The organism is Noviherbaspirillum agri, from assembly GCF_054780595.1.
Window position 1 is genome coordinate 110,908 of record NZ_BAAGWA010000005.1, and the last position, 26,650, is coordinate 137,557.

Consider the following 26,650-nt stretch of genomic DNA (forward strand, 5'->3'; position numbering starts at 1 on the left):
ACCTGCCGGACGAAAAAAAGGCTCCGCAAGCGGAGCCCAAATTGGCTGACAGTTTTTCAGGAATGCAGGGAGGCGCCTGCCGTCCTTCTTGATTATCCTACCCAGGGATGTCCTGACTACTTGGTCACGGAATCAGTTTTCGATTCGGCCTTCTCTGCCTTGGCATCGGCGGCGGCTTCAGCCTTGTCGGCCTGTGCTTCCGCCTTCTTCTTGCTTGCCTTCGCATCGGCCCTTACTTTTTCGGCACCGGCTTTTGCGTCGGCCTTGGTGACTTTCTCATCGGCCTTTGCAGTTTCCTTCTTCAGCTTGCGGTCGGTCTTGTTCATCGCCTTTTCTTCAGCAGTGACGCTGGCACCGGAGGACTTGTCGGTGGTGGTGTCAGTTGCCGATGCGGCAAATGCCGACGTTGCGAAGAGGCCGGAAACGAGGAGGGCGATCAGTTTGTTCATGCGTAACACCTTTCAAGAGTTGAACAAGGAAGTGCATGAACAAAGTCTAGACGCTGGGGTGTGCATACGGGGTTGTTAAACACACAAAGTTACAGTTCTTTCAATATGTGGCTTACCCCTGGAAATACTGGTCGAAATGCAATTCTTGCTTCGGATCGAAGTTCTCAAACGGCGCGCAGGCGTTGGAAGAAATACACCGTGCCCCCGAATTCCGCCGGCGATTCGTAACGCTCTTTCTGCGTGCGCTCGAAGGCTACGGGATGCATAAATGCAGGACCGTCGTAGACAAAGGTATGGAACTCGCCGTTCTCTCCGCAAGCGTCGACGCCCGCAGGCAAATCTGCAAGGAACCTTGCGTCAAACTCGCGGCCGCAGAATTCTTCGCCGAGGAAATTTGCATTCACGCAGACGACAACAGCCCTGAAACCCGCTGCAAGAAACTCGTCGACCAGCTTGCGCCGTGGTTCATTCCACAATGGCAGGCTGGGGATGATATCGGCCTGCGCGCAGACCTTCTCTTCCCACTCGCGATGCGGCACGAGATCGATGTCGCCGAAGACGGCATGCGTCATGCCGTCCGCATGGGCAGCGCGAAGCGTTGCGACGAACTTTTCTTCGTAGTTCTTCCATGAGGTTTCGTAGAAGTGCATCTCCGCGCCCAGCGCCTCGGCCTGCGCACGGATCAATGCAGGCGGGACGCCATGCGAGCGTGAGCTTTCGCCGGTTTCATCCAGCGCGGTAATGAGGCGGCGGACCGTCATGCCGGACTGCCGCGCACGCCATAGTGCGAGGCAGGAATCTTTTCCGCCGCTCCAGGAAACGAGCGCCTGCAGCGCAGCTGCCGCTCTCTCAACTGTCTGCGTCATGCTGCCGTGACATCCTTGCCAGCCTGTACCGACGGCGCGTTGTTGCGGCCGATCGCCTCGTAGGAAATGCCCATGGTCGCCATGAGCGCGGGGTCGTACAGATTGCGTCCGTCGAAAATCACCGGATTCTTCAATGCGGCTTTGACAGCGTCGAAGTCAGGGCTACGAAATTCTTTCCACTCAGTGACGATGACGAGAGCATCCGCTCCCTGGCAGGCCGACAGCATGTCGTCAGCGGTCTGGAAGCGGGCATCATTGCCAAGCAATGCGCGTGCTTCCGTCATCGCAACCGGATCGTAAGCCGTGACCGTGGCGCCGACCTCGAACAGGTCCGCAATCAAGGTGCGGCTTGGCGCTTCACGCATGTCGTCGGTATTCGGTTTGAAGGCCAGTCCCCACACCGCGAAACGCTTGCCGGTCAGGTCATTGCCGAAGCGCGCCTTGATCTTGTTGCCAAGGATGTGCTTCTGCGCGCGGTTCACTTCTTCGACAGCGGAGAGGATATTGAGCGTGATGTTGCCGTCTTCCTTCGCGGTCTTGATCAATGCACTCACATCCTTCGGGAAGCAGGATCCGCCGTAGCCGCAGCCGGCATACAGGAAGTCGTAACCGATGCGGCGGTCGGAGCCGATGCCGTGGCGCACCATTTCGATGTCCGCACCGAGCTGGTCGGCGACGTTTGCCAGTTCATTCATGAAGCTGATGCGGGTGGCAAGCATGGCATTGGCCGCGTACTTGGTCAGTTCCGCACTGCGCACATCCATGACGATGAGACGGTCGTGGTGCCGGTTAAACGGCGCATACAGCGCACGCATCAGGTGCAATGCCTGCTCGTCGTCGCCACCGACGATGATACGGTCCGGACGCATGAAGTCTTCCACCGCCGCGCCTTCCTTCAGGAATTCGGGATTGGAAACGACGCTGAATGGAATGTCGAGATTGCGCTTGCCCAGTGCCTCGGCCATCACCGCCTTGACCTTGTCCGCCGTGCCGACCGGCACCGTGCTCTTGTCGACGACCACCTTGTAGTCGGTCATGCGCTCGCCGATATTGCGGGCCGCGGCCAGCACGTATTGCAGGTCCGCAGAGCCGTCCTCGTCCGGCGGCGTGCCCACAGCAATGAACTGGATCGTACCGTGCGCCACGGCGCGGTCGATGTCGGTGGTGAACTGCAGGCGGCCGGCCGCCCGGTTGCGGCGCACCAGCTCCAGCAGGCCTGGCTCGTGTATCGGCAGTCCGTCGTTTTCCAGTATCTCGATTTTCTTGGGATCCAGGTCGAGGCACAGCACATGATTGCCCGTCTCCGCCAGACATGCGCCGCTGACCAGTCCGACATAACCCGTGCCGATGATGGTGACTTTCAAGTTAACTCCTTAATCCAATTCATTGATGCAAACGTTGCCCGAGGGATTGGCAACCTGCTTGCCGTCCGATGCGATACATCTCACGAAAGGAAGCGCTTTTCCGTTTGGCTGATCCAGACCGCCCACGCCAGCAGCAGGGCGTGGATCGCTTCCATGCCCTCCTCAAAGGCTGCCGCATAATGCCCAACGAGAGGCGACAGGGCGATGCCAAATTCTTCAAATAATACCGCCGGAGCCCGGTCGAGCACTTTGCCCGCCAGCACCAGCGCCGTGGCGAACATCAGCCAGATGCCCGCGCGCGAGCGCCAGCCGCCCTGGCGGAGCAGAAAGCGTGCGATGACGAAACCGACATAGAGGATCACTGCGATTGCCGCCACCGCCACCATGCCGGCCAGCATCTTTTCCGACAGCGGTGCGACGGTATGCCGGTAGTAGTTCGACTTCAGCAGGCTGTCGGCGGTGAAGGCCTTGTGCCAGTCGGCCTCGCGCGCAGCAAACAGCACACACAGCACGGCGAAAGCCCATGCCCGTGGCCCGAGCGGGCGAATGCGCACCACAACGACCAGTGCGGCGAACAGCCAGGCAATGATGGCAAACTGCTCGAACGGCCCGGCTTCGGAAAAAGTCCAGCGGAATTGATCTTCCGGCAAAACGACGGGAAGCACCGCCAGCACAAGAATGTATGCCACAAGTGCAAGGGCAAGACGGATATCGCCGGCAGAAAACCGTAAAGCGTCAGAATGAAATAGCACGTGCGCGTCCTTGTAATACCTTGTCGTAAATGGCCAGATTGCCATTCACCATTGCCTCGACCGAAAACTCGGCGAGGATCCGCGCCCGGCCGCCATCACCCATTTTCTTGCGCAGCCCTGCATCGTCCAGCAGGCATCGCAGTGCTGCGGTCAGCGCGGCCACATCACCGCGCGGGATCAGCAAGCCACTCACGCCGTCCTGCACCGCTTCCGGCAGGCCGCCGGCACGACTGGCAATGATTGGCACGGCAGCAGCGGAGGCCTGCAGCAATGACACGCCTAAGCCCTCCATGTCGGCCGGGTGAGCAAGTATATCGAGTCCGCCGAGCCATTTCGGCAGATCATTGCGGAAACCGGCGAAGGAAATAATGCCATCGAGCTTGCGGCGCGCAATTTCCGCTTCGAGCTCCGCCTGCAGCGGTCCCTTGCCGAACAATAGGACGCGCAGATCGGGATAGTCGCGGCGCAGTGTGTCGACCGCTTCGATCAGGTAGAAATGGCCCTTGCGCTGGATGAGCTGTGCCACCATGCCGACCACGACGGATGACGGCGGCAGCTTGAATTCGCGGCGGAAGGCATCGCGGTCGACCGGCTGCAAGTACGGCGATGCATCCACGGAACTGCGCACACAGGTGACTTTCTCCGGTGCGACACCTTCCGACAGCAGGACCTCGCGAATCGCTTCCGAGATGGTAATCACATGGTCGAACAGGCGGTACTTGAGGGCGACCTGCCAGCGTGCTTCCGGATTGTCGACGCGCCGCGACAGCACGCAGGGCGTGCCGGTCATTTTTGCGGCGACGCCGCCCCACAGGTCGGCGCCGCGCCGGCTATGCAGGTGCACGACGTCCGGGCGCACGGCACGGATCAGTTTGGCGAGACGCAGCGGCATGCCGAGATCCAGGTCGCCGCCCATGCGGATTTCATGGACCTTCCCATTCTTGCCGACGGCGCCGGCAATCTCTGCGCCGACAGGGCAGGCCAGGTGATTTTCGACACCACGTGCAGCCATTCCTTCAATGATGTAGGCAACCTGGCGCGCGCCGCCGTAGTAGTGCTTGCCTGCTTCGACGTGCAATACCTTCATGCCTTCTGTCCCATGACAATGTTCAGTTCGTTCATCACGCGCTCCGCGGAAATGTCGCGCAGGCAGGTCCACGCGCCGCCGCAGGTCGGCTTGCGCTTGCAGGGCGAACAAGCCATGCCGAGCCAGATCACGCGTGCATTGCCGCGACCGGTTACTGTATATGGGCAAGTGGAGCCGAAAATGGCGACTGTCGGCACCCCGAATGCAATCCCCATGTGCGTGAGGCCGGTGTCGACGCCGGCGAGCGCGCCTGCGTGGCGCACCAGTGCCGCGGCCTCGCCAAGACCAGTCTGCCCGACCAGGTTGACCAATCCGGGCGCACCCTTGGCGATGTCGGCTGCGGCTTCGCGGTCGGCCGGGCCGCCAAGGAGCACCGGCACGAGGCCGGCCTGCTGCACCATCGGCGCAAGACGCTGCCAGGCATCGGCAAACCAGTGCTTCTGCGGACGCGTGGTGAAAGCGGCGAACACGGCATAGCGGCCGGGCGCGAGTCCATGCTCGGCGAGCAGTTTCAGTGCCTTGGCTTCTGCATCCGGATTCAGGTGCAGGCCCGGCATGAAGTCGCCGACGTCGAGTCCAAGGTGCTGCGCCAGATGCAGGTATTCCGAGCTGATGCGTGCCGGGTCGCCGCCGCGCGGCAAGACCTCGGTCATCATCCACTGGCTGCCTTCCCGCGAGCCGAGGCCGATGCGGCGTGGTGCGTTGGACAGATACGCGAACAGGCCGCTCTTGAGCAGCCCCTGCAAGTCGAGCACGGTATCGAAACGGCCCTCGCGCAGTTGCCGGCGCAGTGCCGCGACCTGGCGCAGCACTTCCATCTTTTGTCCGCCGCGCCACAGCTTTTTCCATTCGCCCTTGGGCAGCAGGATGCGCTCATCGATGCACGGATCGTTGGCGATGAGCGCGTCGATCCCCGGCTCGATGAGCCATGCAACATGTGCATCGGGGTGGCTGCGTTTGATCGCAGCCGCAATCGGTGATGCGAACACCACATCGCCGATGGCCGAGGGTCGAATGATCAATACACGCTTCAAATCGGGTCCTTGCGAAAACAAAAAGGATGCATCTTGCATCCCGGAGCGCACACGAGCGTCAGGCAAATGACAACAGGTGTCTATTCAATAGACGTCATTGTAGCCACCAAGTAATAGTGCCGAGCGGCTTCTGCAAAGTTCCTCAGGCCGGACAACTTTATCCAGAAGCACCCAGGATGCGTCGACAGTAAGACAACTTGTTTGCCTTCATGCCAATACTGCAGCGCGAGCATTGTAAACGTGCGAAGTGAAAATGCGTTTACAGTGATCAATATGACAACATGAGCGCGCAGGCGTCACGCTGTGCTGCGTGGGCAAGGACGGATATAAAAAATGCCACTCGCGCCAAAGCGGGAGTGGCATTCCTGAAATGCGCCGCTGGTGATTACATATTGCGACGATACTGACCGCCGACCTCGAACAGCGCATTGCTGATCTGGCCCAGCGAGCAGACGCGCACAGCATCCATCAGCACGGCGAACACGTTCTCGTTGTCGATGACGGCTTTCTGCAGGCGCTCCAGCATCGCCGGCGCGTCCTTCGCATTGCGCGCCTGGAAGTCGGCCAGGCGCTTCAGTTGCGACTGCTTTTCTTCTTCCGTGGAGCGCGCCAGCTCCAGCTGCTGCGGGATTGCATCGCCCTTCGGATTGCGGAAGGTGTTCACACCGATGATCGGCAGCGTGCCGTCGTGCTTCAGGTGTTCGTAGTACATCGACTCTTCCTGGATCTTCCCGCGCTGGTAGCCGGTTTCCATCGCGCCCAGCACGCCGCCGCGTTCGGCGATGCGTTCGAACTCCTGCAGCACCGCTTCCTCGACCAGGTCGGTCAGCTCCTCGATGATGAACGAGCCCTGGTTCGGGTTCTCGTTCTTCGCCAGACCCCATTCGCGGTTGATGATCAGCTGGATCGCCAGCGCGCGGCGCACCGATTCGTCGGTCGGCGTCGTGATCGCTTCGTCGTATGCATTGGTATGCAGCGAGTTGCAGTTGTCGTAGATCGCGATCAGCGCCTGCAGCGTGGTGCGGATGTCGTTGAAGTCGATCTCCTGCGCATGCAGCGAGCGGCCGGAAGTCTGGATGTGGTACTTCAGCTTCTGGCTGCGCTCGTTCGCGCCGTACTTGTCGCGCATGGCGACCGCCCAGATGCGGCGGGCAACGCGGCCGAGCACTGTGTATTCCGGGTCCATGCCGTTACTGAAGAAGAACGACAGGTTCGGCGCGAAATCATCGATGTGCATGCCACGCGCGAGGTAGGCCTCGACGAAGGTGAAGCCGTTCGACAGCGTGAAGGCGAGTTGCGAAATCGGGTTCGCGCCGGCTTCGGCGATGTGATAGCCGGAGATCGACACCGAGTAGAAGTTGCGCACGCGGTTGTGCACGAAGTATTCCTGGATGTCGCCCATCACCTTGAGCGAGAACTCGGTCGAGAAGATGCAGGTGTTCTGGCCTTGGTCTTCCTTCAGGATGTCGGCCTGCACGGTGCCGCGCACATTCTCCAGCACCCATTCCTTGATCTTGGCGGCTTCGTCATCGGTCGGCTCGCGCTTGTTGTCGGCGCGGAACTTGGTCATCTGCTGGTCGATCGCGGTGTTCATGAACATCGCGAGGATCGATGGCGCAGGGCCGTTGATCGTCATCGAGACCGACGTGGTCGGCGAACACAGGTCGAAGCCGTCGTACAGCACCTTCATGTCGTCCAGCGTCGCGATCGACACGCCGGAGTTGCCAATCTTGCCGTAGATGTCGGGGCGCGGTGCCGGGTCAGCGCCGTACAACGTGACGGAGTCGAATGCGGTCGACAGGCGTTTGGCGTCCATGCCTTCGGATACCAGTTTGAAGCGGCGGTTGGTGCGGAACGCATCACCTTCGCCGGCAAACATGCGGGTCGGGTCTTCATTCTCACGCTTGAACGCAAACACGCCGGCAGTGAACGGGAAGGAGCCGGGCACGTTCTCTGCCATCAGGAAGCGCAGGATCTCGCCGTGGTCTTCGAACTTCGGCAGCTGCACCTTGCGGATCGTGGTGCCGGACAGGGTCTTCTGCACCAGGCGGGTGCGGATTTCCTTGTCGCGGATTTTCACCACGTAATCGTCGCCGGCATACGCGGCCTTCATGTCCGGCCACATCGCGAGCAGCTTCTTCGCGCTTGCATCCATCGCGCTGTCACGCTCGGTGATCAGGTCGTCCAGATCCGCCGTCTTGCTGCATGCGGCGGCCATGCGCTTGGCTTCCTGCAATTGCTGGCGCTCGCGCGCGAGCTTCACTTGCTTGGCGGTGTTCTTGTGATAGCCACGCACCGTGTCGGCGATCTCGGCAAGGTAGCGGGTACGTGCCGGCGGCACAATCGCGTTCTTGCCGGAGGAGCAGCGCACGTTGACCGGTGCCAGCTTGCCCGGTTTTGCTTTCAGGCCATGCTCGGTCAGCTTCGGCAGCAATCCCTGGTACAGCGCGGTCACGCCGTCGTCATTGAAGCGCGACGCCTGCGTGCCGAACACCGGCATTTCATCCGGCTTCTTGGAAAACAGTTCGCGGTTGCGCTGGTATTGCTTGGCGACGTCGCGCAATGCATCCTGCGCGCCCTTGCGGTCGAACTTGTTGATCGCAACGAAATCGGCGAAGTCGAGCATGTCGATCTTCTCCAGTTGCGATGCGGCGCCGAATTCCGGCGTCATCACGTACATCGACACATCCACGTGCGGCACGATGGCGGCGTCGCCCTGGCCGATGCCCGAGGTCTCGACGATGACGAGGTCAAAGCCGGCTACCTTGCAGGCGGCGATCACGTCGGGCAGCGCCTGCGAGATTTCCGAGCCGGCTTCACGTGTCGCGAGCGAGCGCATGAAGACGCGAGACTGACCATTCCACGGATTGATCGCGTTCATGCGGATGCGGTCGCCGAGCAGTGCGCCGCCGGACTTGCGGCGCGACGGGTCGATCGACACCAGCGCGATGTTCAGGTTGTCGTCCTGGTCGAGGCGGATACGGCGGATCAGTTCGTCGGTCAGCGAGGACTTGCCCGCGCCACCGGTGCCGGTGATGCCGAGCACCGGGGTCTTGATCGTGTCGGCGGCCTTGTGCAGTTCGGTCTTGAATTTCGGGTCGGCCTTGCCGTTTTCCAGCGCCGTGATCAGTTGTGCCAGCGGGCGCTGGCGCTCAACCATGTCGCCCTTGGTCAGCGCGTCCATTTTCGTCGGCGCATAGGTCGACAGGTCAACGTCGCATTCCTGGATCATCGACAGGATCATGCCGGCCAAACCGAGGCGCTGTCCGTCTTCCGGGCTGAAAATACGTGCCACGCCATACGCGTGCAGGTCCGCGATCTCGGCCGGCACGATCACGCCGCCGCCGCCGCCGAACACCTTGATATGCGCGCCGCCGCGCTGCTTGAGCAGGTCGATCATGTACTTGAAGTACTCGACGTGGCCGCCCTGGTAGCTGGAGATCGCGATGCCCTGCGCATCTTCCTGCAGGGCGGCAGTCACGATCTCGTCGACCGACCGGTTGTGCCCGAGGTGGATCACTTCCGCGCCATTGGCCATCAGGATGCGGCGCATGATGTTGATCGAGGCATCGTGGCCGTCGAACAGCGAGGCGGCGGTCACGAAACGGACCTTGTTGGCGGGTTTGTAGTCGGTCAGCTTCTGGGCAACGGAGAGGTCGGTCATGGAATTGTCTCTTTGTTATCGCCTCGGGGGGAGGCGGTGGAACGCATTAATGACGTTTACGTTAACGTCAATGTAGCACGTCGTCAATCGGCTTGCCGTCGCTTGCCTGACAATGTTTCCGGCCGACATGGCGTCGGCCGGAAACTGGTGCTCTTGCCGCTCAGTGATTGAGCTTCAAGCGGCGTGCGGCATGCCCGGTTGCGACTGGAAGCGATCCAGCAGCTGCTGTTGTTCCTCGCGGAATTGCGCCAAGGCCTTTTCCTTCACATGCCCGAAGCCACGCACCTTCTCCGGCAGCGCGGCGATTTCCACCGCCAGCGCCAGGTTATCGGCATTGAGCCGGTCCAGCAGCGCGAGGATCGTGGCGCGGTATTCGTCGATCAGCGCACGCTCGGTTTTGCGTTCGGCGGTATAGCCGAATACATCCAGCTTCGTGCCGCGCAGCATCTTCAGTTTTGCCAAGAGCTTGAAGCCATGCCAGACCCATGAGCCGTATTCCGCCTTGATGAGGCGGCCCTGACTGTCCTTCTTCGCAAACAGCGGCGGAGCGAGGTTGAATTTCAGCGTGAAATCGCCCTTGCTGAAGTTACCCTCGAACTGCTGCTTCAGCTGTTCGACGAAGCGGCCATCGGTATACAGCCGCGCGACTTCATACTCGTCCTTGTACGCCATCAGCTTGAAGTACGACTTCGCCACCGCGCGCGTGAGCTTGTCGCCGGCGCCGAGTGCCGCCTCGGCATTGCGCACCGTGTTGACCAGCGCCTCGTAGCGCGACGCGTAAGCCGCATCCTGATAGTCGGTCAGGAAAGCGATACGGCGCTTGATCAGGCCGTTGAGCGTCTGCGGCATCTGCAGCATGACCGGCTGGCCCGGGATCGCAATGCGCTCCACCTTTGCCAGGTCGACCGCAGCACGACGCCCCCACAGGAAGCTGGTCTTGTTCGACTCGATCGCAACGCCGTTCAACTCGATCGCGCGCAGCAGGGCCGCTTCCGATACCGGCAGTGCCCCCTTCTGGTAGGCAAAGCCAAGCATGAAGAGGTTGGTCGCAATCGAGTCGCCCATCAGCGCGGTGGCGAGACGGGTCGCATCGATATAGTCGGCGCGGCCGGCAACCGACTCGTTGATCAATGCCTGCACTTCCTCGAACGGGAACTGCCAGTCCGGCTGCTGCGCGAAATGGCCGGTCGGCTGCTGGTAGGTGTTGACGACCGCGCGGGTACGGCCGGCGCGCATCTTGGAAATCGCATCCTGTGCGCCGGCAGTCAGCATGTCGCTGCCGAGCACGAGGTCTGCTTCACCGGTCGCGATGCGCTGCGCGCGGATCACGCCGGGCTGCCGGCTGATGCGGATATGCGAGGTGACCGAACCGTTCTTCTGCGACATGCCGGTCATGTCCAGCACCGACACGCCTTTTCCTTCGAGGTGCGCGGCCATGCCGATCAGCGCGCCGACGGTGATGATGCCGGTGCCGCCGATGCCGTTGATCAGGATGTTGTAGGGCGCTTCGCAGGATGGCAGGGGTGGATCGAATAAGGAAAAATCCCCTCCCCCTTGCAGGGCGCCCGGCGTAGGGGGAAGGGTTAGGGAGGGGGTAGAGTGGTCGCGAACAGATGCCGTCTGAGGTGCAACCTCTCTACCCCCATCCCAACCTTCCCCCTGCAAGGGGGAAGGAGCCTTCTTCTTTCTTAATTTACCGCCTTCAACCGTGACAAAGCTCGGGCAGAAACCCTTTACGCAGGAGTAATCCTTGTTGCAGGACGACTGGTCGATCATGCGCTTGCGGCCGAATTCTGTTTCCAGCGGAAGGATCGACGTGCAGTTCGACTGCACGCCGCAATCGCCGCAACCTTCGCAGACGGCTTCGTTGATGAACAGGCGCTTGTCCGGATCAGGGTATTCGCCTTTCTTGCGGCGCCGGCGTTTTTCGGCGGCACAGGTCTGGTCGTAGATCAGCACCGATACGCCGGGTACGTCGCGCAGTTCGCGCTGCACGGCGTCCAGCCCCTTGCGGTCATGCAGCGTGACGATGCCGGGCAGGGTGGAGCGGTCGGCATAGCGGCTCGTGTCTTCCGACACCAGCGCGATGCGCTGCACGCCTTCGGCCGCCATCTGCTGCACGATCATCGGCACCGATGTGATGCCGTCCACCGGCTGGCCGCCGGTCATCGCGACCGCATCGTTGTACAGGATCTTGTAGGTGATGTTGACCTTAGCCGCGACCGCCGCGCGGATTGCGAGGTAGCCGGAGTGGAAGTAGGTGCCGTCACCGAGATTCTGGAATACATGCGGCAGCTTGGAGAATGCTGCCTGCCCGATCCACGGCGCGCCTTCGCCGCCCATGTGCGTGGTCAGCTTGTTGTGCTCCGGGTAGATCGCGGTGGCCATCACATGGCAGCCGATGCCGGCCAGCGCCAGGCTGCCGTCCGGTACTTTGGTCGAGGTGTTGTGCGGGCAGCCGGAGCAATACCAGGCCGGGCGCGGTGGCGTCTTCACCTTCCTGGTCAGCACCGCGTCCTTCGCTTCGAGGAAGGCCAGGCGCGCCTTGATCAAATCGCTCGTGTGGAAGCGCGCGATGCGGCTGGCGATCACGCGCGCGACCTGCGCAATCGAGAAGTCCGCCTTGGGTGGCAGAAGCCATTCGCCGCGCGGATGTACCCATTCACCTTTCTCATCGAACTTGCCGATCACGCGCGGACGCACGTCGTCGCGCCAGTTGTAGAGCTGCTCCTTCAGCTGGTATTCGACGATCTGGCGCTTTTCCTCGACCACCAGGATTTCATCCAGCCCCTGCGCGAACTCGCGCACGCCGTCCGGCTCCAGCGGCCAGGGCATCGACACCTTGAACACGCGGATGCCGATCTCGGCGGCCATCTTCTCGTCGATGCCGAGCTCTTCCATCGCTTCCAGCACGTCGAGGTAGGACTTGCCGGAGGCGATGATGCCCAAGCGCGCCTTGGGGCTGTCGATGGTGGTGCGGTTGAGCTTGTTCGCACGCGCATAGGCGAGCGCCGCATAGATCTTGTAGTCCTGCATCAGCGCTTCTTGCTTGCGCGCCTGGATGCCGAGCATGTCGGTGGAAAGCCGCGTGTTCAGGCCGCCTTCCGGCATGATGAAATCGGTGGGGTAAGTGATCTTCAGCCGGAACGGATCGGCATCCACCGACGCGGTGGATTCAACGGTATCGGCCAGCGCCTTGAAGCCGACCGCGCAGCCGGAATAGCGCGACATCGCCCAAGCATGCAGGCCGAGGTCGAGGTATTCCTGCACATTGCACGGGTACAGCACCGGGATCATGCATGCGGAAAAGATATGGTCGGACTGGTGCGGCAGCGTTGACGAATAAGCGCCATGGTCGTCGCCGGCCACCAGCAGCACGCCGCCGTGCTTCGCAGTGCCGGCATGGTTCATGTGCTTGAACACGTCGCCGCAGCGATCCACGCCCGGGCCCTTGCCGTACCACATCGCAAACACGCCGTCGTATTTCGACGAGCCGATCAGATCCACCGTTTGCGTGCCCCACACCGCAGTCGCAGCAAGGTCTTCATTGACGCCCGGCACGAACTTGATGTGGTTTTCCTGCAGGATCTTTTCCGCTTTCCACAGGTTCTCGTCCAGTCCGCCCAACGGCGAGCCGCGATAACCGGAAATGAAGCCGGCGGTGTTCAGTCCGGCGGCCAGGTCGCGCTGGCGCTGCATGATCGGCAGGCGCACCAGTGCCTGGATGCCTGAAATGAAGATCAGGCCGGAAGTGGAAGTGTATTTGTCGTCGAGCTTGACGGGAGCGAGGGCCGGGGCACCGTTATCTGCGGCGCCGGACAGCCCAGCAGTGGCCACTGCTGTGTCTGCGTGCATTGCATTGTCTCCAAAACTGTTTTTCGGATAGCGCGTGGCAGTGATGTCGCCGGGTAAGGCGCGTTGCTGCCAAGCTGCATGACCGTGGTAGCGGTCTTCACGGAAATATCGGTTTGCGATATCGCCATGGACGAAAGTGTAGGCCGGATGCCGCAGGCGGGCAAATAGGGAATGAGAATGGGGGTATAAGAAAAAACGATAGCCAGTGTTCGCCGAGTTATTGCGCGGTCCCGAACAGGCCGCTCGCTATACCTGTCAGAAACAGGCTAGCGGGAAAGTGCTTTCGCTCCGAGCCAGCGCCCGCTCGCGCACAGTTCGCCGGCCACATCCAGCACCAGCTTGCGCACCGCCGCGGCCGCATTCGTCAGCGGAATGTTGCGCGACGAGCACAGGGCCACTGTGCGCGAGATGGTCGCGCCGCTGATCGGGTGCGCGATCATCTGGCCCAGCTCGATTTCCGCCAGCATCGGTGCGACCGGCAGGATGGTGACGCCGAGGTCGGCAAGCAGGGCCGATTTCAGGATCGCCACCGAGTTGATGTCGGAGACGTTTTCCAGCGACAGGCCTGCGGCGCGCATGATGTTTTCCACCCGAGTGCGCACGCCGTGCTGCACGCCCGGCAGGATCAGCGGCAGTTCCGCTACCTTCGCCAGCGGGATCGTTCTCTTCTTCGGCGCGAAGCGCGATCCGGCGCGGCTGATGAACAGCATGTCTTCCTCCACCAGCGGCGTGGTTGCGAAGGCATTGAGCTGGCCGTCGTCGAACAGCACCGCGAGGTTGATGCGGCCCGACTTCAGCTGCTCGATCAGGTGGCCCGACAACTCTTCCGTCAATTGCAGCGAAATCTCCGGATAGGTTTCGCGCACCGCCGTCAGCAGCGGCAGTGCCAGCGCACCGGAGACGCTGGGCGGGATGCCGAGCGCGACCGTGCCGGCGGGCCTGCTTGCCGATTGCGTGACCGCCGACTTGGCATCGTCCACCTGCTTCAGGATTGCCTGCGCATGTTCATAGAACGTCTTGCCGGCGTCGGTGGACAGCACGCCCTGCGCGGAGCGGTGCAGCAGCTGCGTGCCGAGTTCGTCCTCCAACTGCTGGATCTGCTGCGTCAGCGCCGGCTGCGCGATATGCAGCACGCGCGCCGCGCGCGACAGTGAGCCGTGATCGACGATGGCAACGAAATAGCGGAGCTGGCGCAGTTCCATGTGGTCAGCCCAGCGGTTTGATGGCCTTGCGCTCGACCGACGACGACAGGATCAGCGAGGTCGAGGTCACGCCGCAGCGGGTCAGTTCGAGGATCACTTTTTCCAGCTCGGCGACGGAAGCAGCGACCACTTTCACGATGCTGCAGTCGTCGCCAGTGATCGAATGGCATTCGATGATTTGCGGCACCTGCGCAGCGACCACTTCCACCGGCGTTTCATGGCTGCGCTTCGATACCCGGATGAAGGCGGTGATGCCGTAGCCGAGCGCCGCCGGATTCACCTTTGCGTGATAGCCGGAAATAACGCCGGCCGCTTCCATGCGCCTGACCCGCTCGGCCACCGCCGGCTGACTCATGTGGATGCGGCGGCCGATTTCCGCCAGCGTGGTGCGGGCATCTGCCTGCAGGATCTCGAGGATCTTGCCGTCCATGGCGTCGAATTCGATTTTCACGGAAAACTCCCCCTATTTCGATGAAAGACAAGGTTTTGGTTCTATTTGGCCTTGCATTATCCATTCAAAACCGGCTTTCAGGGACATACACTATCCCGCACAGTTTGCAGCAACAATGGGAGATAACAATGAGCTGGGACACCTACCTGATTTTTCTTGTCACCACGGCAGTAGTTTGCCTGACGCCGGGGCCGGCAGCGCTGCTGGTCGTCGCGCAAGGCATATCCAATGGCTTCCGACAGTCGTACTGGGCCATCGCCGGCATCGCGCTCGCCAATTCACTCTATTTTGCGCTGTCGGCGACGGGCATTGCGGCCCTGATCGTCGCCAGCGGCACGCTGTTTTCCGTCATCAAATGGGTGGGCGTCGCTTATCTTTTCTATCTCGGCATTTCCGCGATGATGAGCAAGTCGAGCGCGCTGACGGTGACCAGCGATGCGCGTGAAGCCGTCACCGGCACGCGTGCGTTCTGGCAGGCGGTCGTGGTGGAGTTGTCGAACCCGAAAGCCTTGCTGTACTTCGTCGCGCTGCTGCCGCAGTTCATCGATCCGGCCGCGCCGCTCGGCATGCAGATGCTGGTGTTCGGCGTCACCTGCGTCGGCCTCGATATCGCGGCATACAGCTTGTATGGCTGGTTGGGCAGCAAGACGCAGCGCTTTACGGCGAATGCACGTTTTGTGAAAACCAGCAATCGCGCATCGGGCGGCCTGCTGATGATCGCCGGCGCGATGATGGCGACCGTGAAGCGGGCGATTCATTAATCGGGATGGGACGGGAGCAGCGCTCCCGTTGCTGCAGGAAAGGGAAGCTCAGAAGAACTCGACTTCGTCGTTCGACACTTCCGACTTCAGCTCACCGCTCCTGACCAGCTCGTCATAGAAGCAGACGCGGTTGCGGCCGTTTTCCTTGGCGTAGTACAGCGCCTGGTCTGCGTGGCCGAGGATGACTACCGGTGACTCGGTGGAGATGCTGGCAAAGCCGACGCTGACGGTGACCTTGCCGACCTGCGGGAATTCATGCTTCTCGACGCTGGCGCGGAAGCGTTCGAAGATCTTGCGCGCCTGTTCCTGCGTGGTCGAACGCAGCAGCACGACAAATTCCTCGCCGCCGAAACGGAACACGCGATCCTGGGCGCGGAAGGACGAGCGCAGCAGGTTGGCGACAAGAATCAGCACCTCATCGCCGTACAGGTGGCCGAACTGGTCGTTGACGCGCTTGAAGTGGTCGATATCCACCACGGCAAGCCATTGGCCGATGCCGTTCGTTTCGTGGTGATGGCGGCGTTCCTCATGCTCTCCGGGAGAGGCTTCCGGAACGCTGGCAGCGAGCAGCCTGGAAAACTTTTCGTCGAAGGTCTTGCGATTGAGCAGGCCGGTCAGCGAATCGCGCTCACTGTAGTCGAGGATGCTCTGGTAATTGCGATAGACACTGAGGATGCCCTCGATCATGTGCAGCGTGTCGCTGCTGTACGGCGCCGAATTCACGACCTCGATGCAACTGCTTACTTTGTCGTTGAGCCAGACGGGAAGCCAAAGCACATGTTCGCCGGAGTCGGTCATCTGCTCGATGTGCGATTTGCGTTCGGCGATGCTGTCGACCAGTTGCGGATAGTGGTTGAGTGGTTCGCCGGCATTGTCGGCCGCCGCCATTTCTTCCACCGAGATTACCTTGCCGTCGGCGATCCACACGCGCGGACGCATGTAGAGCTCGTCGCGGAATCGAAACAGTTCGTGTACCCGGACCTGATTCGCGCCGACCAGCTCGTGCAATGCCGTCACCACCGAGCTGTCGAGCAGGGTATGGTCACGTTGGCAGGTGATGTCGATCAGATACCTGAGCAGTGCTTCCATGGTTTAAATCCGGTGCCGCTCGGTGGCATGCTGCGTGCCGGATGCACACGGGCGTGGGTGCGATATCGGGGCAGCATGAATGCGAAGGCTTCGTTGGGTCTGGTGTGCGGAGCGTCTCGTCGATACCGAAATTGCGAAGTGCGCAAACGCCGCCGGCATCGATCGTTATCATTATTGTCCTTGCGTACGTGGCGGGTATTCTATCCCGAAACAGTCCGGCAGTTGACGCATGTCTCATTTAAACCATAGCGCCACGGTGCTTCGGCGCTGCGCATTTACTGTTCCGGTCATTCATTCTTGTCGTTCCCGCATCTTTCGCTTCGCTCCCTTCAAACAGGCTCTTAGCGCTCCAGTACGTAGGTCCCGGGCGCCGGCTCCAGCGGCGCATAACCCTTGTCCGGTGCGCCCATCGACGGAGGTGGCACGCGCCCGTCGCAGTGCTGCTCCAGCCAGTCCGCCCACGCCGGCCACCATGATCCTTCATTGGCGGGATTGGACAGGTACCAGTTTTCCGGGTCGATGTAGTTGGTGCCGGCCCGCCGGTGCGCCATCCGGTAATGCCGGCCCGGATGCCCCGGCTGGCTGACGATGCCGGCATTATGTCCGCCGCTGGTCAGCAGGAAGGTCACGTCGGGATCGGCGATCAGGTTGATCTTGTACACCGACTTCCACGGTGCGACATGGTCGGTCTCGGTCGCGACGGCAAAGATCGGTGCCCGGATGTCGCCCAGCGAAATCGTGCGGCCACTGATCTTGTAGCGGCCGGCGAACAGGTCATTCTTGAGGAACAGCCGGTGCAGGTACTCACTATGCATGAGATACGGCATGCGCGTCGCATCGGCGTTCCACGCCATCAGGTCGGTCATCGCCTGGCGCCCGCCGAGCAGGTACTGCTGCACGATCAGCGACCAGATCAGGTCGTGCGAGCGCAGCAGCTGGAAGGCGCCGGCCATCTGGCTGTTGTCCAGGTAGCCCTGGTCCCACATGATGTCTTCCAGGTAGTTGAGCTGGCTGTCGTCGATGAACAGCGTCAGCTCGCCCGCCTCGGTGAAGTCGGTTTGCGCCGCCAGCAGCGTCATCGAATTGAGACGCTCGTCGCGGATCTGCGCCAGATAGGCGGCCGCCATCGACAGCAACGTGCCGCCGAGGCAGTAGCCGACGGCATTGACCTTGCTGTCGGGGACGATTGCGGCGATCGCATTGAGCGCTTCCAGCACGCCCAGTCGCAGATAGTCCTCCATGTCGAGGTCGCGGTCCTTCGGCGCCGGGTTGTGCCAGGAGATCATGAATACCGTGTGGCCGCGCTCGACCAGGTAGCGCACCAGCGAATTGTGCGGCGACAGGTCGAGGATGTAGTACTTCATGATCCATGCCGGCACGATCAGCATCGGCTCCGAGTGCACGTCCTTCGTCGCCGGTGCGTACTGGATCAGTTCGATCAGCCGGTTGCGGTAGACGACTTTCCCGGGCGTGACGGCAACCTGTTGGCCCGGGATGAAATTCTCGGTACCGGTCGGTGGCTTGCCGCCGGCGTGGCGCTCGAGATCCTCGACGAAGTTCATCGCGCCGCGCACCAGGTTCATGCCGCCTTCGCGCACGGTGGCGTCGAGCACATCGGGATTAGTCGCGACAAAGTTGACTGGGGACATCATGTCGAGCAACTGGCGTGCGACGAACGACACGACCTGCTCGTGATGCGGCGACACGCCGCCGATGCCGGTGGTGAAGTTGTACCACCATTGCTGGTTGAGCAGGAACGCCTGGTGGATCAAATTGAAGGGCCAGTTCTGCCAGCCCTTGCTGCGAAAGCGCCGGTCTTGCGGCAGTGGTTCGATGCAGGGATCGCACTTGCGGTCCGCCATCACGTGCGCAGCATAAATGGCAAAGCGTGCTGCCTTGCGCAAGGCCTTCTCCTGCAGCCGGCGCCATTTTCCCGGTGACACCGCCAGGTGCAGCGCCCAGTCCGTATAGGCCATCGCGAGGCTCGCCGGCGAGATGCTGCCCGTCACCTTGCCCAGCGCGGCATGGATGGAGCGGTCCAGCACGGCTGGCGGTTCGACGTCCGTCACCACCCACGGCACGGAAGGCGGGGTCACCCCTTTCTTGTCCGGTATGCCTGCCACTGCCTGCAGGTTCGTTTGCGGTCTGTCCATTGCATCCTCCCAAAGTGCGACGTTGCGACTCTCCCGGCGTCCGGAATGAACAACTTATTGTGCGCCCGTTCCTGCCTTTTTTGGCTTGAAAACACGCGCGATTTTCCATGCCGGGGGGCGGCCTGACGATTCCGATTGACCTGAGTCAAGAGCGGCAGGCGTGACGACGCCGTCCGGACAGTTCCTGCCATCAACGCTTGATGGCGCCGCTGCCGCATGAGGCGGTTTCTTGGGACGGGAAAATCACCGATATCGCCGATGAGAGTCATCCATGCTGCATTTCTTCTCCATGACAAGAAACCCAGCCTGCCTCGGCATGTCTGATGTAAATGCGGCATTTCCGCTGTGCCAGTAAACGTCCATGAATATTCCATTCCAAGAGGCAAGTCAGGCCGAGCATCTGTATCGGTTGATCATCGACAACGTGCTTGACGCCTTCATCGCCATCGATGACCAAAGCAGGATTCTCGAATGGAGCGTGCACGCGGAAACCATGTTCGGCTGGAAGAAGGCGGAAGTGCTCGGCAAGCCGCTAACTGATACGATCATTCCCCGTCGCTACCGCGAGGCGCACACAAGCGGGCTCAATCACTACCGCAAGACCGGCGAAGGCGAGTTCATCAACCGCCGGGTGGAAGTCACGGCGCGGCGCAAGGACGGCGAGGAGATTCCGGTCGAGCTCACGGTGACGCCGATCATGGGTCCGGGGGGCGCCACATTCTTTGCACTGGTGCGCGACCTGTCCCAGTCCCGTGCGCTGGAAGAGTCGCTGCAGCGCCAATGCAGCATTACCACCGCGGTGTTCAACAATGTGGCCGGCGCCATCGTTGTCGTCGACATGTCCGGGCGCGTCACGATGATCAATCCGGCTGCGCGGCGCCTGCTGCATGTGGACCCGCTCAAGCCGGATGGCTGGCACTCGCTCGATACCTTCGATCTTTTTCTCGCTGACCGAAAGACGCCCTATCCGGAGGAGCAGCGTCCGATGCGGCGAGCGCTACGCGGCGAACATGTTGACGATGCGGTGGCTTTCGTTCGGCACCCCGAGTTTCCGGAAGGTTTGTGGATCAGCGCGAACGCCCGACCGCTCGTCGACAGCAACGACGTCACCGCCGGTGCTGTCGCGGTATTCCACGACATTACCGAGCGTCGCCACCGTGAAGAGGAACAGGCAGAGCAGGCGCGGCTGCTGGAAGAACAGGCAAGCCTGCTCGACCTTGCGCGAGATGCCATCGTCGCACGGACTACCGAGGACATCATCACCTACTGGAACCTGAGCGCAGAAAGGCTGTACGGCTATACCCGCAGCGAGGCCATCGGTCAGGTCAGCCATGTCCTGCTCAAGACGCGCTTCCCGCTTTCCCAGCAAGAGATTCGCGCCCGGGTAGATGCCGACCGGTATTGGGAAGGCGAGCTGGTGCATACCGCCAAAGACGGCCGCGAGATCACCGTGTTCAGCCAGTGGGCGCTGGAGCTCCACGAAGGACGCCCCTATCGCTACCTGGAGACCAACACCGACATCACGCAGCGCGTGAAGACGGAGCAGGCGCTCAGGCATTCGCAGGAAAACTTCCGCCTCCTCGTTGAATCCGCTACCGACCACGCGATCATCATGCTCGACCCTGCAGGGAAGATCCAGAGCTGGAATCCCGCTGCCGAAAACATCATCGGCCTGACTGCCGTACAGGCAATCGGCCTGCACTCGGAGATGTTGTTCACCGAAGAGGACCGCGCGATGGGCGAGCCGGAGCACGAGCTGGAAGAAGCGCGCACGCACGGCCGCGCCGAAGACAACCGCTGGCATTTGCGAAGCGACGGACGGCGCTTCTGGGCGACCGGCGTGGTGACACCGCTGCGCAACGACGACGGCAGCCTGCGCGGCTATGCCAAGATCATGCGTGACCAGACGGCGCAGCGCGTGGCCGAGGAGCAGACGCGCTTCCTTGCCAACCACGACGCGCTGACCGGGCTGCCCAACCGGGTGAACTTGAGCAACCAGCTGCACCAGGCGATTGCGATGTCGCAGCGTACCAGGCTGCCGCTGGCCGTGCTGCTGCTCGATCTCGACCGCTTCAAGTACGTCAACGACACCTTCGGTCACCATATGGGCGATCTGCTGTTGAAGGAGGTTGCACTGCGCATCATGTCGTCGATCCGGCAAACCGACTTTGTCGCGCGGCTGGGCGGAGACGAATTTGTCATCATCCAGGCAGACGTGTCGCAACCGGAAGCGGCGGAGACACTGGCGCGCAAGCTCGTGCTGGAACTCGCGCGCCCCTATCAGCTGGAAGGGCAGGAGGTGCAAAGCGGCACCAGCATCGGATTGTGCGTGTACCCGGCGGACGGACAGAACTCGGTGGAGCTGCTCAAGCGTGCCGATCTCGCCCTGTACCGCGCCAAGCACGCTGGGCGGCATACCTATCAGTTCTATACGTCCGACCTGCATACCGAGCAGAACTGGCGGAAGGACCGCGAGGCGGCCTTGCGCGCGGCGCTGAAGAACCACCAGTTCGAGCTGTATTACCAGCCCCAGATCGGACTCGGCGACTGGAAGATTTCGACGGTGGAAGCGCTGCTGCGCTGGAACGCGAGCGAGCTGGAAACCATCCTGCCCGGCGAGTTTCTCGACATCGCAGAGCAGAGCGGCATCATTGTCGATGTCGGCGAGTGGGCATTGCGCGAGGCCTGCCACCAGGTGCGCCGCTGGCAGTCGCAAGGCATGAGCAATCTGCGCCTGTCCGTGAACTGCTCGGCGCGCCAGTTCAGTGATCCGCGCTTCGTAGCAATAATGCCGGCAATCGTGCGTGACGCCGGCCTGCAGCCGGACAGCGTGGAGATTGAAGTGCCGGAAACCATGTTGGCCCGCCATCCTGAAGTGAAGACGCAACTCGCCGAGCTGCGGGCACAGGGCATGCGCCTGACCATCGACAATTTCGGCACTGGTGCCACAGCGCTCAAGGACCTGAAGGACTTCGGCGTGGACGTGCTGAAGATCGACAAGGGTTTCGTGCAGCACCTGCCGCACCGGCGCGAGGATGCGGCCATTGCCTCGGCGATCATCAGCCTGGCGCACAACCTCGGCATCGACGTGGTCGCGGGCGGCGTCGAGACCGCCGAACAGCTTGCCTACCTGAAGGCGCGCGACTGCACCAGCGCGCAGGGGTTCATCTTCAGTCCGCCGTTACCCGCTGCGAAATTCGAACAACTCGTGCACGACGTCGGCTGGACGCGGGTCAATTCCATGCTGGACGGGCACGCGCCAACGCCGTTCGACATGCATTAAGGCTACGCTGAACAAGTCCCGCGATCGCGCGTGTGAACTTATTCAGCGTGGTCTTCACCGAAACGGGCGATTGAGAAACTTCCGTCTGGACCGTCCGGCTCACCCAGGATGAGTCCGGCCGGTGAACAGCGACGTCGCGAAGGCCGCAAATTCTGCCGCCGGCAGCGGCCGCGTGATTAGGTAGCCCTGCGCCTCGTGGCATCCGTATCCGCGCAGGAAGGCGAGCTGCTCCGGCGTTTCCACGCCTTCCGCGATCACGCGCAGCTGCAGCGCCTGACCGAGCTGGATCACGGCCTTGACGATGGCCGCATCGTCGGCGTCGTCCGCCAGGTCGCGCACGAAGGACTGGTCGATCTTCAGCTTGTCCACGGCGAGGCGCTTCAGGTAGGACAGGCTGGAGTAGCCGGTGCCGAAGTCGTCGATGGAAAGGTGCACGCCGAGCTTCTTGAGCTTGTGTAGCGTGTCCATTACCGCACCGGTTTCCTGCAGCAGGACCGATTCGGTCAGTTCCAGGTCGAGATGGGCCGGCGGCAGCCCGGAGCGGTCGAGCGCGCGCGCGACCGTCTCGACGATATCGCCGCGCCGGAACTGCTGCGTGGAGAGGTTGACCGCGACCACCAGGGGCGACATGCCGCTGTCGATCCAGGTCTTGGCCTGCCGGCATGCTTCGTTCAGCACCCATTCGCCGATCTGTGCGATCAGGCCGTTCTCTTCCGCAAGGGGAATGAAGCGCCCCGGCGCGACGAGCCCCTCGTCGGGGCGCTGCCAGCGTACCAGCGCCTCGGCGCCCACGATTCCACCTGTGGTGATGTCGATCTGCGGCTGGTAGTGCAACAGGAATTCCTGGTTCTTCACCGCCTTGCGCAGGTTGCTGTGCAGCTGCATGCGTGCGAGCGCGTCCACATTCATCGTCGCCGCGAAGAAGTGGTAGGTATCGCGGCCATTGTCTTTTGCATGGTAGAGCGCCGCGTCGGCATGCTTGAGCAGCGTGTCGAAGTCGGTGCCGTCGCTCGGATACAGGCTGATGCCGATGCTGAAAGAGGTGCTCAGCGTATGGTTGCCGATCTCGAAAGGATCGGCGGCCGCATCCAGGATGGACTGCGCGATGCGGCTGGGCGTGCCGGAATCCGACACGTCGCCCAGCATGATCACGAACTCGTCGCCGCCCTGGCGGCTGATCGTGTCGCTGTCGCGAATGCATCTCTGCAGGCGCTCCACCATCCGCACCAGCAGCTGGTCGCCGACGTCATGGCCCAGGCTGTCATTGACGCGCTTGAAGTTGTCCAGATCCAGGAAGAGCAGGGCGACGCTGTGGCCTGCGCGCCCGGCGCGCGCCGCGGCGCGGTCGAAGCGGTCGCGCAGCAGGACCCGGTTGGGCAGGTGCGTGAGCGGATCGTGGTGCGCGAGGAAGGCCAGCTTTTCTTCCGCCTCTTCCCGCTGTACGCGCGTGCGCAGCGTGGCGATACCGAATGCAAGGTCGTTCGCCAGCTCACGCAGCAATTCGACCTCATCGTCCTCGAACGAGTCCGGATCGGCGGAGTAGATGCTGAGTGCGCCGAAGGTGCGCCCTTCGCTGACGAGGGGCAGTGAAATGCTGGACTGGTAGCCGCGCCGCCGGGCCGCTTCGCGCCAGGGAGCCATCGCCGGATTGGTCAGGAAGTTCCTGTTGACCTGGATCCTGCCGGTGCGGATGGCAACACCGACGGTGCCCCGCCCGCGCTCCGATTCGCCCCAGGAGACGTTCGCCGTCTCAAGATAGCCTTCGTCGAGGCCGTACTGGCTCATCGGACGCACGGTCTTGTCTTCGTCGTGTTCCGCATAGCCGACCCAGGCCATGATGTAGCCGCCGTTGACAACCACCAGGCGGCAGATTTCCTCGAGCAGGCTTTGTTCGCGCTGCGTATGCACCAGCGTCATATTGCAGTCGCTCAGCAGGCGCAGGGCACGGTTCAGTTTGTTCTGCGTCGCCTCCGCGCGCTTGCGCTCGGTAATGTTGCGGGCAAAGACCAGTGCGCCATTCTCGTTCTCGAAGTTGAATGGCACCGCGGACACCTCGACATCGACCGTCGTGTTGTCGAGGCGGAGGTAGCGCGTTTCCTCCGGTTGAACCACCTGCCGCTCTTCAATCAGGCGTCGTATGCGGTCTGCGATATCCGCGCGAAAATCCGGTGCTGCCCGGTCGAGCAGCAGTTGTCCGATCAGCTCTTCCTTGCTTGTCGCGCCAAAAAGGCGCAGCGCCGCATTGTTGAGATAGACAAAGCGTCCATGCGTTTGCACAAAGACCGCATCCGGTGCGCTTTCAACAAGCTGGCGGAAGCGGCTCTCGCTGTCTTCCAGTGCCGTCTCGTAACGGTTGCGGTCTTCGACCAGGCGGTTGAAGTTGGCGACCAGCTGCCCGATCTCGTCATCGCGCTCCACCGGAAGCGGCGACAACGGCGCCCTCCCGTCCCGCATGCGGCGCATGGCGCGCCCCGCGCGGTCCAACGGCCTGAGCAGGCCGCGTGCCACCCATTGCATCAGGAAAATCGCAACGACTGTCATCAGGGCCGCAGCCAGGAACAGCTTGTCCCGCAATACCCGCATCGGCTGGAATGCGACTTCGGCGGGAAGGGTCGACATGACGATCCACCTGGCCGAGGGCACGCGCCTGGCCGAGTACAGTTGCTCGACATCCTGCGGATTGCGCCCGATGCCGGAACCTTCGAATCCGTCGACGAAGCGGTCAACAATGGCGTTGACTCCACGCGGTGGCAGCGCGGTCAGCATCTGTGTCGCATCCGTCGCTGCCACGAAGAGATTGTCGTGCGGAGAAGCGATAAAGATCTCTCCCTTGCCCGCCATGGCAGGAGAAGAAATCACGCCGAGGAAATTCGGTGCGGCCAGGTCGGTGATGCCGGTCATGACAGCGCGCAGTTTGCCTGCCCTGTCGAAGACCGGAACGCCGATGGTCAGTACCGGGCGCTTCAGCGCGCGCCCCATGACAGGCTTGTCGATATAGGGCCGTGCGGTCTCGACCACCTTGAGGAAATAGCTGCGGTCGCCGAAGTAGGTACCGCGCCGGCCGGGGGCGACGGGGTAATCCGCGATGGTCCTGCCGTCCATGCCGATAATCGCAATGCCCGCGGTGAAGGTCACATGCAGACCGTTCAGCCGGATGAGATAGGCATCGAGTTCATCCTCGTTCAGGTTGGCAGGCACCCTTGCCGCCGCACCGGTCAGCAATTCAATGCGCTCGGTGAGCTTGGTCTCGATATCGGCAGCAATGCGCTGCGTGGCGGCAAACTGTTCGTCGATCAGTACCTGCTCGAACTGCCGCTTGAGGATGGTGCTGGAGAACAGCGCCAGCAGCCAGATGAACAGAATGAACAGGCCGACGGTGACCAGCACCAGTTTGGTCTTGATCGACAGCGCCTTCCGCGACGTCGGTGCAGGAGGCTTCAATAATCTGCCTGGAAGTTGGCTCAACATACGTTTTTCCGTCGCCTGGTTCAGGCGGTGACTGCAAACACCGGTAGAAGGTCGTGGGTCAATGCAAGGATGTGCTGCATGCCGGGTTCGCCGGTGCGCTGTCCAGTTGCATCGTTCCCGTGAGCGCATGCCAGCCTTGAATGGTCCCTCACAAATCGAACCGAACCGACCCGGGCAGGATAATCCATGGCGCCGGTATGGTAACTGTTTGAAAATCCAAAAAAATTGTTCTATGTCAATTTTTTCCGGACCGCGGTTGCGCCTGGGATAGGGGTGAAGGCTACGGGTTTTACACTGCACGGGCCGAGTCCGGTCGGGCAACTTCGGCAAGGCAGTTGAATCCGCCGCCCGGCGGCCTACACTGAAGCGGCACGGGAGATGTTCGTGGAGAGGAAGGCTTTTGCGATTCCATGCCCGCTTCGCGCGAGTAGGTGTTCAAAAGGTTCCAACGAAGTCTGCACCTGTGCAATTCATTTCCATTCACGGCTGCTTGTGCTTGCGTAGTCGGGCCAAGTGCCTCTCAAGGAGGAGCGCGATGTCAATCAGGGAATGCTGCAACATCGGGGTGGTGTGCTGCAATGCCGATACGTCGTTACAGGACGTCGCTGCGCTGATGCGCAAGCACCATGTCGGCGATGTGGTGGTCGTTGAGGAGAAGGGCGACAACCGCATTCCGGTCGGTATCGTCACCGATCGCGACATCGTGATGGAAACGGTGTCCGTGCAGATGGACGCCGCCGTGTTCACCGCCGGCGACATCATGACCACGCCACTCATCACCGTGCGCGAGGATCAGGAATTCGTCGAGACCCTGCGCCTCATGCGCCACCACAAGATCCGCCGCATGCCGGTCGTCGCGCAGGACGGATACCTGTGCGGCATCGTCACCGCCGACGACATCATCACCCTGCTGTCAATGGAGCTGTCGCTCATGACCGCCGCGATCATCGACCAGCCGATGAAAGAGGGCAAGCTGCGCAAGGAGTGGCGCGCGGACTGAGCGAGACAGAGCGAGACAGAGCGAGATACGCAGACTGTTCGTCCGGATGCGCATCTGACTCGGGCGCACTGTTTCAGCAACGCTGACCGCATATCGCTCATCAAACATCAGTGCAAAAAATTCATTGGCTTTTCGTTTGTCTTGAAGACAGGCGAGATCAGCAGCACTTCAT

The 26,650-nt window shown here is 61.8% G+C and carries 16 protein-coding genes; 3 read left to right on the forward strand and 13 right to left on the reverse strand.

Annotated features, from left to right (window positions below):
• Positions 1–116 precede the first annotated feature (116 nt).
• The 10 genes from ACYVIA_RS11100 to ACYVIA_RS11145 all read right to left on the reverse strand — a co-directional run bounded on the left by ACYVIA_RS11100 (position 117) and on the right by ACYVIA_RS11145 (position 14,724).
• On the reverse strand, positions 117–449 hold the full coding sequence (locus tag ACYVIA_RS11100) for a hypothetical protein (protein WP_460840747.1): 333 nt from the start codon (positions 447–449) through the stop codon (positions 117–119).
• 164 nt (positions 450–613) lie between these two features.
• A complete protein-coding gene (locus tag ACYVIA_RS11105) occupies positions 614–1,315 on the reverse strand; it encodes a Dph6-related ATP pyrophosphatase (protein ID WP_460840748.1) in 702 nt (233 codons plus the stop codon).
• On the reverse strand, positions 1,312–2,679 hold the full coding sequence (locus ACYVIA_RS11110; protein ID WP_460840750.1) for a UDP-glucose dehydrogenase family protein: 1,368 nt from the start codon (positions 2,677–2,679) through the stop codon (positions 1,312–1,314). The genes ACYVIA_RS11105 and ACYVIA_RS11110 overlap by 4 nt, the downstream gene beginning before the upstream one ends.
• 80 nt (positions 2,680–2,759) lie before the next feature.
• On the reverse strand, positions 2,760–3,431 hold the full coding sequence (locus ACYVIA_RS11115; protein WP_460840752.1) for a hypothetical protein: 672 nt from the start codon (positions 3,429–3,431) through the stop codon (positions 2,760–2,762).
• Complete coding sequence (locus ACYVIA_RS11120) at positions 3,415–4,518, reverse strand: glycosyltransferase (protein WP_460840753.1); 1,104 nt, start codon at positions 4,516–4,518, stop codon at positions 3,415–3,417. Before ACYVIA_RS11120 ends, ACYVIA_RS11115 begins: the two co-directional genes overlap by 17 nt.
• Positions 4,515–5,540, reverse strand: coding sequence for a glycosyltransferase family 9 protein (locus ACYVIA_RS11125; protein WP_460840755.1), 1,026 nt, complete (start codon positions 5,538–5,540; stop codon positions 4,515–4,517). Before ACYVIA_RS11125 ends, ACYVIA_RS11120 begins: the two co-directional genes overlap by 4 nt.
• 397 nt (positions 5,541–5,937) lie before the next feature.
• Entirely contained in the window at positions 5,938–9,216 is a 3,279-nt protein-coding gene (gene icmF, locus ACYVIA_RS11130) for a fused isobutyryl-CoA mutase/GTPase IcmF (RefSeq protein ID WP_460840758.1), read from the reverse strand.
• A 174-nt stretch (positions 9,217–9,390) separates the two neighbouring features.
• Positions 9,391–13,071, reverse strand: a complete 3,681-nt coding sequence (locus tag ACYVIA_RS11135) for an indolepyruvate ferredoxin oxidoreductase family protein (protein ID WP_460840760.1) — start codon at positions 13,069–13,071, stop codon at positions 9,391–9,393.
• Between the two features lie 266 nt (positions 13,072–13,337).
• Complete coding sequence (locus ACYVIA_RS11140) at positions 13,338–14,273, reverse strand: LysR substrate-binding domain-containing protein (protein ID WP_460840762.1); 936 nt, start codon at positions 14,271–14,273, stop codon at positions 13,338–13,340.
• A 4-nt stretch (positions 14,274–14,277) separates the two neighbouring features.
• The gene (locus ACYVIA_RS11145; RefSeq protein ID WP_460840764.1) at positions 14,278–14,724 is read right to left on the reverse strand and encodes an Lrp/AsnC family transcriptional regulator; all 447 of its coding nucleotides are present in this window, start codon (positions 14,722–14,724) and stop codon (positions 14,278–14,280) included.
• A gap of 128 nt (positions 14,725–14,852) precedes the next feature.
• Here ACYVIA_RS11145 and ACYVIA_RS11150 point away from each other — a divergent pair, with 128 nt between their 5' ends.
• The gene (locus ACYVIA_RS11150) at positions 14,853–15,485 is read left to right on the forward strand and encodes a LysE family translocator (protein WP_460840765.1); all 633 of its coding nucleotides are present in this window, start codon (positions 14,853–14,855) and stop codon (positions 15,483–15,485) included.
• A 48-nt stretch (positions 15,486–15,533) separates the two neighbouring features.
• Here the strand turns inward: ACYVIA_RS11150 and ACYVIA_RS11155 are convergent, their stop codons facing one another.
• Together ACYVIA_RS11155 and ACYVIA_RS11160 are read right to left on the reverse strand one after the other, a co-directional pair.
• A complete protein-coding gene (locus ACYVIA_RS11155) occupies positions 15,534–16,574 on the reverse strand; it encodes a GGDEF domain-containing protein (RefSeq protein WP_460840767.1) in 1,041 nt (346 codons plus the stop codon).
• 341 nt (positions 16,575–16,915) lie between these two features.
• On the reverse strand, positions 16,916–18,727 hold the full coding sequence (locus ACYVIA_RS11160) for a PHA/PHB synthase family protein (protein ID WP_460840769.1): 1,812 nt from the start codon (positions 18,725–18,727) through the stop codon (positions 16,916–16,918).
• A 361-nt stretch (positions 18,728–19,088) separates the two neighbouring features.
• Here ACYVIA_RS11160 and ACYVIA_RS11165 point away from each other — a divergent pair, with 361 nt between their 5' ends.
• The gene (locus ACYVIA_RS11165) at positions 19,089–22,010 is read left to right on the forward strand and encodes a sensor domain-containing protein (protein ID WP_460840770.1); all 2,922 of its coding nucleotides are present in this window, start codon (positions 19,089–19,091) and stop codon (positions 22,008–22,010) included.
• Between the two features lie 99 nt (positions 22,011–22,109).
• Here ACYVIA_RS11165 and ACYVIA_RS11170 read toward each other — a convergent pair whose 3' ends face one another.
• On the reverse strand, positions 22,110–25,478 hold the full coding sequence (locus ACYVIA_RS11170; protein WP_460840772.1) for an EAL domain-containing protein: 3,369 nt from the start codon (positions 25,476–25,478) through the stop codon (positions 22,110–22,112).
• Positions 25,479–26,013: 535 nt separating this feature from the next.
• On the opposite strand from ACYVIA_RS11170, the gene ACYVIA_RS11175 reads away from it, so the two are divergent.
• Positions 26,014–26,478, forward strand: coding sequence for a CBS domain-containing protein (locus tag ACYVIA_RS11175; RefSeq protein ID WP_460840773.1), 465 nt, complete (start codon positions 26,014–26,016; stop codon positions 26,476–26,478).
• The last annotated feature ends 172 nt before the right edge of the window (positions 26,479–26,650 follow it).